This is a genomic window from Shewanella mesophila (assembly GCF_019457515.1).
GTDB lineage: Bacteria > Pseudomonadota > Gammaproteobacteria > Enterobacterales > Shewanellaceae > Shewanella > Shewanella mesophila.
In genome coordinates this window covers 1,374,316-1,385,702 of sequence record NZ_CP080421.1, presented here as the reverse complement: position 1 = coordinate 1,385,702, position 11,387 = coordinate 1,374,316, and the positions used below count along the sequence as shown (strand labels likewise).

Annotated in this window: 13 protein-coding genes; 5 read left to right on the top strand and 8 right to left on the bottom strand. The window is 41.8% G+C overall.

Annotated features, from left to right (window positions below):
- The first annotated feature begins 25 nt into the window (after nt 1-25).
- Both dapD and K0I73_RS06160 read left to right on the top strand, forming a co-directional pair.
- Complete coding sequence (dapD, locus tag K0I73_RS06165; RefSeq protein ID WP_220063615.1) at nt 26-850, top strand: 2,3,4,5-tetrahydropyridine-2,6-dicarboxylate N-succinyltransferase; 825 nt, start codon at nt 26-28, stop codon at nt 848-850.
- A 659-nt stretch (nt 851-1,509) separates the two neighbouring features.
- A complete protein-coding gene (locus K0I73_RS06160; protein WP_220063614.1) occupies nt 1,510-1,854 on the top strand; it encodes a DUF3718 domain-containing protein in 345 nt (114 codons plus the stop codon).
- Nucleotides 1,855-1,992: 138 nt separating this feature from the next.
- Here K0I73_RS06160 and purU read toward each other — a convergent pair whose 3' ends face one another.
- The 5 genes from purU to K0I73_RS06135 form a co-directional block, all read right to left on the bottom strand.
- The gene (gene purU, locus K0I73_RS06155; RefSeq protein WP_220063613.1) at nt 1,993-2,826 is read right to left on the bottom strand and encodes a formyltetrahydrofolate deformylase; all 834 of its coding nucleotides are present in this window, start codon (nt 2,824-2,826) and stop codon (nt 1,993-1,995) included.
- A gap of 28 nt (nt 2,827-2,854) precedes the next feature.
- Nucleotides 2,855-4,327, bottom strand: coding sequence for a PTS transporter subunit EIIC (locus tag K0I73_RS06150; protein ID WP_220063612.1), 1,473 nt, complete (start codon nt 4,325-4,327; stop codon nt 2,855-2,857).
- Nucleotides 4,279-4,743: a flavodoxin gene (locus tag K0I73_RS06145; protein WP_220063611.1), complete on the bottom strand. Its 465-nt coding sequence runs from the start codon at nt 4,741-4,743 to the stop codon at nt 4,279-4,281. The genes K0I73_RS06150 and K0I73_RS06145 overlap by 49 nt, the downstream gene beginning before the upstream one ends.
- Nucleotides 4,744-5,130: 387 nt before the next feature.
- Complete coding sequence (gene truC, locus K0I73_RS06140) at nt 5,131-5,961, bottom strand: tRNA pseudouridine(65) synthase TruC (protein WP_434086702.1); 831 nt, start codon at nt 5,959-5,961, stop codon at nt 5,131-5,133.
- A complete protein-coding gene (locus K0I73_RS06135) occupies nt 5,948-6,268 on the bottom strand; it encodes a YqcC family protein (RefSeq protein WP_220063610.1) in 321 nt (106 codons plus the stop codon). The genes truC and K0I73_RS06135 overlap by 14 nt, the downstream gene beginning before the upstream one ends.
- Before the next feature lie 145 nt (nt 6,269-6,413).
- Between K0I73_RS06135 and K0I73_RS06130 the strand changes: the two genes are divergently transcribed.
- A complete protein-coding gene (locus K0I73_RS06130) occupies nt 6,414-7,427 on the top strand; it encodes a DUF3549 family protein (protein WP_220063609.1) in 1,014 nt (337 codons plus the stop codon).
- Nucleotides 7,424-7,813 carry a DUF3301 domain-containing protein gene (locus K0I73_RS06125; RefSeq protein ID WP_220063608.1) on the top strand — a complete coding sequence of 130 codons (390 nt, stop codon included), beginning with the start codon at nt 7,424-7,426 and terminating at the stop codon, nt 7,811-7,813. The genes K0I73_RS06130 and K0I73_RS06125 overlap by 4 nt, the downstream gene beginning before the upstream one ends.
- A gap of 1,545 nt (nt 7,814-9,358) precedes the next feature.
- Here the strand turns inward: K0I73_RS06125 and K0I73_RS06120 are convergent.
- Both K0I73_RS06120 and K0I73_RS06115 read right to left on the bottom strand, forming a co-directional pair.
- The gene (locus K0I73_RS06120) at nt 9,359-9,673 is read right to left on the bottom strand and encodes an Mpo1-like protein (protein WP_220063607.1); all 315 of its coding nucleotides are present in this window, start codon (nt 9,671-9,673) and stop codon (nt 9,359-9,361) included.
- Nucleotides 9,666-10,316, bottom strand: coding sequence for a GNAT family N-acetyltransferase (locus K0I73_RS06115; RefSeq protein WP_220063606.1), 651 nt, complete (start codon nt 10,314-10,316; stop codon nt 9,666-9,668). Before K0I73_RS06115 ends, K0I73_RS06120 begins: the two co-directional genes overlap by 8 nt.
- Before the next feature lie 139 nt (nt 10,317-10,455).
- Here K0I73_RS06115 and K0I73_RS06110 point away from each other — a divergent pair, with 139 nt between their 5' ends.
- The gene (locus K0I73_RS06110) at nt 10,456-10,686 is read left to right on the top strand and encodes a DUF2789 family protein (protein ID WP_220063605.1); all 231 of its coding nucleotides are present in this window, start codon (nt 10,456-10,458) and stop codon (nt 10,684-10,686) included.
- A 257-nt stretch (nt 10,687-10,943) separates the two neighbouring features.
- Here the strand turns inward: K0I73_RS06110 and K0I73_RS06105 are convergent, their stop codons facing one another.
- Nucleotides 10,944-11,315 carry a DUF3192 domain-containing protein gene (locus tag K0I73_RS06105; RefSeq protein WP_220063604.1) on the bottom strand — a complete coding sequence of 124 codons (372 nt, stop codon included), beginning with the start codon at nt 11,313-11,315 and terminating at the stop codon, nt 10,944-10,946.
- Between the last annotated feature and the right edge of the window lie 72 nt (nt 11,316-11,387).

Sequence of the window (11,387 nt, the reverse complement as noted above, 5' to 3'; positions counted from 1 at the left end):
AGTTAATGATAATTGGGAGATGTTAATGGAGGCTTTACGCCAACGTATTGAGGCAGCTTTTGAAGCTCGCGCAGAAATTACACCTAACACAGTCGATGCCGCCATTCGTGCCGATGTCGAGCGAGTCATCAATATGTTAGATAGAGGCGAAGCTCGTGTCGCCGAAAAAATTGATGGCCAATGGCACGTACATCAATGGCTAAAGAAAGCCGTTCTGCTCTCTTTCCGTATCTTCGACAACGAAGTCGTTGATGGCGCTGAAACCAAATACTTTGACAAGGTGCCAATGAAGTTTGCCGATTATGATGAAGCACGCTTTAAAGAGGAAGCCATTCGCGTAGTGCCACCTGCTGCGGTTCGTAAGGGCTCGTACATAGGTAAGAATACAGTGCTAATGCCTTCATACGTTAATCTAGGCGCCTATGTTGATGAAGGCACCATGGTTGATACTTGGGCAACGGTTGGGTCATGTGCACAAATCGGTAAAAACGTGCATCTCTCTGGCGGTGTGGGCATTGGCGGTGTGTTAGAGCCGTTGCAAGCAGGCCCAACCATCATCGAAGATAACTGTTTTATTGGCGCACGCTCTGAGATTGTTGAAGGCGTTGTGGTTGAAGAAGGCTCGGTTATCTCTATGGGCGTTTATATCGGCCAGAGCACTCGTATTTTCGACCGTGAAACAGGCGAAGTCCATTATGGACGTGTTCCAGCGGGTTCTGTAGTGGTATCGGGCAATCTACCTTCAAAATGTGGTACTTATAGCTTATATGCCGCCATTATCGTTAAGAAGGTTGATGCTAAGACTCGCGGTAAAGTCGGTATCAATGAACTGTTGCGTATCGTTGACTAATTGACTCGGAAAATATCAACAAAGCCAAGCTAACCAGCTTGGCTTTTTTAATGATGCAACTCAGTATCATAATCACAGAAGTGAGCATTCGCGAAGGTTTTCCATGTGCCCCCCCCAACGATTTCTTTTCATCTCGTACGATCAAATACTCTTGCTTCTCTAATTCAAGCAGATGTTTCACATCTTTTAAGATCATCTTAGGTGCCACAGTCAACGCATGATGACACATGATTTGATGCACTCGCGACATAAATCACTCTGTCCAAGCAGTTTTACCGACATTAGTACACTACCTAAATAACCTGAACTTGGGATAATAAATGTATCTCAAACAGCCCTTTATTCCGCTAACTACGTTGGACTCACTTGCAATAGGCGGGCTATTGACACGTAAATAGGTCTTGTTCGCAAAACAAATGACAAGTTTGAGATGAAGTAAGCGTGAAACGGCTAATTCATCTAGCGTTATTCCATCTCTTAACCCGAGTTCAGGTTAAATAGGTATACATATCGCTTCATACATATTTTGTTACCTTCAGACATACACTGATCCACTCATCACATTGAGATACATTTGGCGACAAAACACTAACAGCTTTTATGCAAAATAGGGGCTTTACTATTACTCGATCCCAATGAAAAAATGCTAGGAGCATCAAATGAAAAAGTTACTATCAATCGCTGTAATTGCGTTAGCACCATTCGCTTTTTCAACTCAAGCCGCGATGACACCTCACATGGAAAAAACGCTGATTGCTGTTTGTAAAGCAGGTGCCAGCAATAATGTGGTAAAGTTTAACGGTACAATGAAAGAGTACCGAATCAATAAGCAAAGGGTATTTCCACGCCTTGTATGTAACGATCAAAGCTTCCATCAGTTTGCACTTAGTCAAGGCGCTGATCGCACAGCACATAAAATAGCCCCTTATGCAACGGGTACGGTGACCATTAAAGATATAGCGATGAACTACGGCGAGGATCAAATTTTGGCGGTAAATTATTAACCTTGCGATGACTAATCTAATGTATCTCTTTCCTACAATTGAGACACTCGCATAAAAAAGAGCCAATCGGCTCTTTTTTTATTTTTCATTCTAAAATTTAGCGCTAACCACCAAGGTTAGTATCACTCATATTCAAGGTTAAAAAACGACAGTTTTATTTCCATAAACAATGACATCTTCCTGTAAAACGAGTTGCAGCGCCTTACTCAACACGCTCTTTTCAACATCTCGTCCGCATTTAGCCAGCTCTTCGGCACTGTAACTATGATCAACAGGAATGACATCCTGCTTAATAATCGGTCCTTCATCGAGGCAATTGTTAACAAAATGAGCGGTTGCCCCGATAATTTTTACACCACGTTCCCAGGCTTGGCGATAAGGAGCCGCTCCAATAAACGCTGGCAAAAAAGAGTGATGAATATTAATGATGCGATTAGGATAGCGCTCAACAAATTCAGGTGTTAACACTCGCATATATTTAGCAAGCACGAGATAATCTGGATTAAACTTGACAATGATATCCATCATTACCTGCTCATGTTCATGACGAGTCAAGCCCTGATGTGAGACCTCATAAAACGGAATATCAAACTTGCTAGCAAGCGGTTTCAATGTATCGTAATTACCAATAATTGCAGCGATCTCGACATCTAATCCGCCATAATAGGCTTTCATTAGCAGATCGCCTAAACAATGCGCCTCTTTAGTTACCATGACAACGATGCGTTTTGTGCCTTTACTGACAAGTCTCCTATGACGCTGCTTTGGCAGAACTTTATCGATATCGGCCAATAAACGCTCATCATCAAAGTGCCCTTCAAGCTCTGTGCGCATAAAGAAACGCCCCTGAGAATTATCGACAAACTCACTGTTTTTAATGATATTTAACCCATGAGCATAACAGACGCCCGTTAACTTTGTTATTAGCCCTGGCTCATCTGCACAGTCTGTAATTAATACTTTTCGCTGCATTAGTTCCTACCCTAAAATTCCCAAAAGATCACAGTTTGTGCCTATCTAAATATCGTTGTAATAAACGCCGAATACGTTCGGCCTTAGTCCCATAAACAATTTGTACACCATTTCCAACTACAACGACACCTTTTGCATCCAAGCGGTTCAGCAAGCTCATATCCACAAGAGAAGCATGCTTGAGGCTTATTCTTAAACGCGTTAAGCAAGCCGTCAACTCACTAATGTTATCCTTACCGCCCACAGCTTTGATTATAGAAATTATGCCACCGTTGTTAATTCCATTATCACTAACTCTGCCGGGGGTCTTCAAATTAAACGCTAGAATGGACCCCCTAAACACCAGATAATAGATAACCGCAGTCAAAGGGCCTAAAATCCAAAACCATTCTACATTTCTGGACTGTCCCATCAATAGACTAAAATCAACTAAACCATGAGAAAATACCACACTATGGTGGATATCTAATGAGATAGCGACAGCGTAAGCCAGCCCAGTTAACAGGGCATGTAAGATGAACAATAATGGCGCGACAAACATAAATGCAAATTCGACAGGCTCAGTAACACCAGTTAACCAGCATGCAGAAGCCGCAGACAACATTATTCCAGCAACCCTATTTCGCTCATTCTTATCTGCACATCGCCATATTGCTAAGGCTGCTGCAGGTAGGCCCCACATCTTAATCAGATAGCCACCAGCCAGATTCCCAGCTTGTGGGTCGCCAGCTAAATAGCGAGCTATCTCGCCTCTAAACACCTCAGTTTCTGTCACATATTGACCCATTTCAAGATAAAACGGCGCGTTCCAAATGTGATGCAAACCAAGCGGGATCAACAATCGCTCAACTGTGCCATAAAGTGCAAATGCAAATGCAGGCTCTTGGTAAACGGTCCAGTTAGAAACTTGCTCAATCCAAATGGATAGCGGCGGCCAAACAAGTAAAAACAGATAAGCAAGTAAGACAGATAGGGGTAGCATCAATAGTGGCGCACTTCGATGTCCTTCAAAGAAAGAAAATACCGCAGGTAGGCGAACTCGCTCACTCTGATGCACAGCAATACAGGTTATCGCTCCGACAAATATTCCACCAGCGATCCCCGTATCTATGGTCTCGGCTCCAAGAATAGTTTGGGTTTGAAATTCATCTATTTTGATTAAAGCCGATAAACTTGAAAAAAAGACCCCATAACCAAAAACGGCACTAAAGGCTGCAATGCCTTGATCGCGACAAAACCCTATCGCTACGGTGACCGCAAACAACATCGGCATCATAGAAAAAATAAGGTTGCCGATAGTCAACATCAGGATTGTCGCATTCTCAGAGATGAAAGGAACTGGATTAGTCGCTAAACCAATCATCACCCCAGCAGCGGGTAAAATTGCAATAGGCAGCAGCAAAGCTTGACTTAACCGCTGCGCAAATTTAAACCACTGACGACTAATTTGACCTAATCGGCGGGGCTTAGAGCGATGAGTTTGTTCCACTCTATTAACCATGATTTAGCTTCAACTTCAGGTTCCATTGTTTCGCAGGCATCAATTTTTAATAACTCTCCGACCCTTTTTGCACCGAGTTCGCTAAAAAGTTCGTCGAATCGGATCCCCGCATTACAAAATGTCTCGTAGCTAGAGTCCCCCAAGGCTATCACTCCATATTCGAGCTTAGGTAGATAGGGAGCCTCACTTCTTAGTGTTTCAAACCACATGCTAATATCTTCAGGAATATCACCTTGACCTGTGGTCGAAGTGACTATTAATAGCAACTCATCCTGTGGCGGCACAAATCCAGTTAGGGTATCTGAGGTCATCAATACCACTTTTCTACCTTCAGCAATTAACTGCTCCTGAACCGATTCCGCAACAAATTGCGCACTACCATAAACAGTTCCAAAAACTAGATTCACTTTTCTCATGTTTTACTTAGCCCTCAGCACAATATTTACATATAATTTAACCATACTTTATTGAAAGCTTGATAGCTACACTAGGTTATTGAGTTTCAAGGATCAATTAGATGCGACATTCCAGCCGACAGAAACATCTAAAACATGTTCAGCGTAGTGCTCATATTCGACGCATGTGTTATTTCAGAACAATCCATGCGCTAGCTCTAAACCTCCCCGCAACAAAAAATGCTAATAAGCAGTGTGTATCGCCTATCAAAGTGAAAAAAGAAAAAGAGACTGCCGCCTAAAAAAACGAATATAAACGGTAGGTAAAATTAATCATGGCAGGGCGATAGCTTTACTAAAATAAACCGCTATACGCCCTAGCTAAAAGGATTAATAGGGATAGCTAACTCAACAGATCAGTTGGCTTGCATCAACATCAAAGTCTTCATCATCCCATCCAAATGCGTTAAATAAGGTATGCCACTCTTGCTCTAACTCTGTTTCGACACTGATACGGTCTCCCGTTCTTGGGTGATAAAAGCTAAGTTTCTTCGCGATTAACCACAAACGATTAATACCAAACTGTTCTCTAATAAATCGATTCTGTTTGCCATCGCCATGGGTCGTATCGCCAATTATGGGGTGGCGTAGATGCGCCATATGACGACGCAATTGATGTTTACGTCCAGTATGTGGCGTAAGCTTTACTAAGGCATATCGACTGGTAGCATACCGTCCCGATGGATAGGGAATTTCACAATTAAGCAACGGCAAATAACTTGTTTGCGCTTCCTGAGCCGCTTTATTGGGATCCACATGTTTATCGCCTAGTTCATCAAACTCTTGCTTCAGCGGATAATCGAGTAGATCTCCTTGCAAAATATTACCTCTTACAATTGCGATATACTGTTTTTCTACTTCTTTAGCTGCAAACTGCTCACAAAGTACATTGGCCATCTCACTGCTTTTAGCAAACAATAGAACACCAGAAGTTGGTCTATCTAATCGATGGACAGGAAATACATGGCAGCCCACTTTATCCCGTGTCATTTGCATTGCAAAAAATCGCTCTCTCCGAGCAAGGTAACTGCGATGAACCAGCAGACCTGCAGGTTTATGAATAACCACAATATCCTCATCTTCAAAAAGGATCTTGATTTCTGGCACTTGTTCTAAATCCAAGTCGATATCTTGAATCTCATCAACAACCTGCTCTTGCATTGCTTTATCTTGGTTCACTCAAACACTCATCTAATTGGTTAATAAGGTATATTAATCTGCTCATTTCGGCGCGATGATGCCACAGGTGCTCAGCCATCGGGGTCAGCGCAATATTACTTGGTAGCGAGTCTCTCTGCTCAATTAATACACTCATTTTAGGGATCAAAATAAATTGTAACCAATGCTCAAACGACATCGACTCACAGGCAAAAGGCGTGGGATCGGCTAAGGCTTCTACTGACGGAGATTCGCTGGCCCACAATCCAAGAAATTTTAACTCCAGCTCAATTAACGCTAACTGCTTTTCAACAAAAAGATACAACATGACACTTTCCAAGGATAAATATCGACACTAAATACCGCATGCCAGCAGATATATCGGCTAATTTACGCCAAATTATACCATCTCAATAGAGTTCTCCCTATAATAACGCCCATTGAAATCTGTCTCTTATCATAACGGCATCCTTATGACTGAAATCACCACTCTCTCCCAATTTTTATCTACAGCAAACAGCCAATTCGAAGTCTATGATTTAGGACGGCGCGTACAGCATATCGATAGACCAACATTTTCCGAAATAGAACAACTTACTACGCCCTATCCTTCGCCAATCCAAGGGCATGCTCAATTTGCAGTGGTATTTTGGGACGCATCTGAACAACACTACATCTGGTTTCTAAAACTTCCCTTAGATGAAAGAGGATTATTGTCCCCAGCGCCTCGCACCCAATTTATTCGTATGGTGTTAGAAGCGCTCGGCAGCGATCCAACCCAACCTATGTCAGAAGCTCAGCAAGATAGGCTAGCTAACCATCCATTTGCCTTCAAACCTGCTGATGAAAAACTGGCACTATTTAATGCCTTAGTTAGAAAACAATTAGGTAAAGCTGCCTCTCCACAGTATGAATTTGCATATCAATATTTATCGGGGCAACTTGACAGCGATCGTTGGCAAGATGTAGGCCTCCAAGGCATCGCTGATATTTGTGCTAGAGCCGACGAGCTTGATCATCATAGCCATATCGAAAACGCATTCGACAGCAGTGCCATTGAAGTTCAAATCGCACTATGTCAACAACTAGAACATTTACTGATCTCACCAGAGTTAGCTGAGCGCCTACTGGAAAAACTTTATGCAGCGCAGAATGACCACAAGCTTTATTTTATGCGTGCATTAGCGTCCCAACCACAATATTCCAAAAAAGCAATCCAATATTTAGCCCAAAATAATACGTTAGATAGGGAAGCGCTCATCACTATCGCAGGACGGAACTGGACGGCACTGAAGGATGATCAAACTCGCACTCTTTACCTCGAAGTATTAGCAAAACAAGATCAACACTTCTTTAACCAGATCTTTGCTGATATCGTAGCTATTCCAGCTATTAGAACCGAGTTGCTTATCGAACTCAGAAATCCTAATCGCAGTGCAGCCCTCTCGACCGCCATCGGCGGACTTTTTAAGGTAACCAAAGCATGATGACAGATTTTTTATTGATTGCGGGATTGGTGATCATCGCCGCCTTCTTCTGGCAACTACGACAAATGGCCGAACTAAGCCGTGTTTTTGCCACTAGCGAGTGCAAAAAGCAACGAGTTCAACTATTAGCTATCGCCATGGAATCCGCTCGCCCTAGTGTGGGAGGAACCAGCGGACTAACATGGAAAGCCAAGTTTTTATTAGAGTTTAGTACTGACGGTATCAATCAATATAAAGCGTCTATTTGGATGCACGGTAAAAAGATCCAGAAAATTCAATGGCCGATTTTCCCAGAACCTGAGTGGCTCGAAGCCCCGGAGTCAACGGGAAAGTTTGGTGGCGGTTGTGGCAGTCGCGGGGGCTGTAATAGCGGCAGTTGTAAATAGGCTGTAAGGCTGTAAGGCTGTAAGGCTGTAAGGCTGTAAGGCTGTAAGGCTGTAAGGCTGTAAGGCTGTAAGGCTGTAAGGCTGTAAGGCTGTAAGGCTGTAAGGCTGTAAGGCTGTAAGGCAAAATATAATGCCTCAGAAAATAGTTTATATAGAAAAAGCGCGGCTCTAATAGAGTCGCGCTTTCTATCTTTCCGTTAAGCCATCCTGCTATAACTGTGCTCCCTGCACCATCCTTGCGAAGATTATGCTCCTTGCATCATCCCTGTTTCCATTTTTCCTTGTATCTAAGTACCTTCCCTTGACTTGGCAATCCTTTTACCAAGTTTGCTTCATCCATAAAGCATGTCCAAGCTCTTCCATGGGATTCCTTTCCATACACTCCGTGTATACCACCATCCTAGGCAGTAAAATGTCATCCTTGAAGATTTGGCCTTCCTTAGTCACTAGTACTCATCCTAAGTACCCTATCCTTTGGAAATTCCCTCTATGTTAACAATCCTAGTTAACATCTCTGTCATCCTGACCAGTTCATCCTTGAACATGATCAATGTTACTTCATTGGCTTCAATTTAATGTCGTCACATCTACAAGTTTTATCTCGCAATAAATAAGCAGATGAAGACCTTTAACATAAGCATTTGTTTAAAAAGATTTTTTGGTGACTATACAGAGATATCAAACCTCAGTATCACCTCATGTCTCACGACAATGTGAGAGATCTCTCACCTATGACCAATGCATTCACCTTGATAACACTGAATCTGATCTTTAACTTGAACCCTACTAACAAGATAAAAAGGCTTGTCTGCGCTGCAAATTGTGGCGGCTTACCCAGCAATCGATAGGTCTGTTGTTGGCCAATCAAGTTCTATTGACCCGTATCGCAAAAATCTTATGCAGATATGTCGTGGCAAAGTCTAATTGATGATAACCACTAACTGAAGTTGATAACTTAGGGCTGAAAAGAAAAAGGCGCACTTAAAAGTGCGCCTTCTTGTACTCTTTTGTTAGCCTTCCTGCTATCAAGATGCTCCCTGCTTCATCCATAATGCTCTAGCGTCCTGCCAGTCCCATCAATCCTTATAACATCCTAGTCTGTCATCCATGGTCAGTTAATCCACTTAACTGATATCCCTAATCCTTAAGGGGCTCACACGTCCTACGTGGTATTCCATATCGTGTGACTAGTATATGTGAACAGAACAAACAATCTACAGCCAAACTAAAATGCAACAAAAACAGCAAAAGCCAAAAAACGAAACAAATATTCATAATCCATTGTTATAAAACAGGAATAACTCAAATCCAAATTAAAACCATGTTATTAACAAGTGAATGACTTACATAAGTGTGAGAGATCTCTCACATTGAATCTGGCAATTTATGAGATAGCTCATCGTCAATATGATGAGAAATACGCGTATATTGATGCGAACTATCACCAGAGCAATAGACCCAAGAGGAATTTAAGGGGGCGATTACAATGCAGTAAAAAGCATAATAAGACACTGTGGGAAGCAGTTCTGCTATCCCAAGCTTAGTTTAGTTGGCCTTCGTTCGAATCATTGCTCCTAGCCATTGAGCAAACATCAGCCAATCACCGATAAAACTATACAAAGGATATTGGAAGGTTGCAGGTTGATTGTGTTCAAAACAGAAATGACCTAACCAAGCACAACCGTATCCTAAAATAGGCATTAGAAGCAGTAACCAAAAATCTTGCGTAACACAAAATAAAATCAATACACTGATGACAAGTAAACTGCCTACATAATGCAAATATCTACACATAGGTTCTTGATGTTGCGAAAGATAAAAAGGATAAAACTCCCAAAAATTTTGAAACCTTTTATTCACTCTCGCAACTCCGATAAAACAGAAGATCGCCTTCGACACTCCCAATAGTCAGCTTTTCAATTGCTGCAAATCCTAGCTTTGAAAACAGATGAACGTGACTCTCTTGAGTAACATACACACCTATACCATCAAGCTTAGGCTGTTCATCGCACCAACTCATTACAGCTTGAACCAAGCGACTGCCTAAACCTTTGTGTTGCTCAATTGGAGTCAGCGCAATAAATTGCAAAATACCACATTGTGTACTCGGGAGATGTTCTAGTATAGATGCCTCTTTTTTCATCAGCGCTTGTGTTGAATGCCATCCGGTACTCATTAGCATTTTGAGACGCCAATGCCAATAACGAGCCTCACCTAATGGTACTTGTTGAGTCACTATGCACGCTAACCCTATCAGTCGTTGATCATCAAATAAACCAATTAGAGCCTGCTCTTCTTGCCACAATGTATGCAGCTCCTCTCGAATTGCGCCTCTCAGCTTCTGTTCATATTGAGCCTTATCGCCTTTATGAAGGGCCGCAATAAAGAAAGGATCATCATGATATGCGTTATATAAAATTGACGCGGCAACCCGTAAATCTTCAGCGGTTAAATATACCGCTTTCAAGTTATCAAGTGTGGTTTGCTTTGCAGTGGTATTCATTACTGGTTTTCCTTGTTAGCGATCAATATCATTCAATGTAACAAGGTTGTAAAAAAGTGCAAACTTTAATCGGGTCGATAATTCAATCAAAAAGTTGCATACTCAATTGGTATCAGAGGCTAAAAATAAGGTGATATTTATGGATATGAATCAACCAGACTTTCAATCTCTATTCGATCAGTTGGGATTACCCAGTAGCCAGCAAGATATCGACACTTTTATTAATCAACACCGCATAGAAGCGTCCATTCATCTGACTGAAGCTGATTTTTGGAACGATGCGCAAAAACATTTCCTCAAAGAAGCACTAAGTGACGATGGCTTATGGACCGAAATTGTCGATCAATTAGATGCTCAATTAAGAGATTGATAGCAAAAGAGAGCTACACTTTACAGCCTTATTCTTTCGAACTTATTTGTGTGCGAATTCGATGATGGAAAGACAGAGATTTATGGATGATACTCAGTCCATTGAGCATTATAGGTGCGCTATTGCTTATCCACCTTGGTAAAGAGATTCAACCGAGTGAATAAGTAAAACGTTTAAGTGTAATGAACAGTTGTCAACCCTAGCATTAACCTGCTCTGCACTTATCAAGCTCAGAGCAGGTTAACAGCTAAGTATAGTTACATGTTGTGATAAGCTTTTTCACCCCAACCAACGACAGCGTTATTAGCCAAGACAATTGGCGTGCATTCATCTTTAGTTGTGGTGCCGTCACCTTTAATCCGCTGAGTTCGGTAATATAACACCGAAATCTCTTTATCTTGCTTGATATAGGCTTCATTAAAGTCTGCCGTTCCCATCAAAGTCGTCACTTGATCTCGGCTCATCCCTAAACTTAGCTTGGCTAAATTGGCTCTATTTTGATCTTGTACGCGTTCCCAAGAGTCGCTGTTGCTCCATTGTCCGTCCCCTTCACCTATGTTTAATACACAGCCAGAAAGGCCTATACTAGCGACACTAACCAATACCAAACTTAATAATTTTGTTTTCACTTTAACTTCCTGTTTATCTATTATACATGTCAGAGTTAAAGCAAGGCTTATGCCAAATAAGTATCATATTGT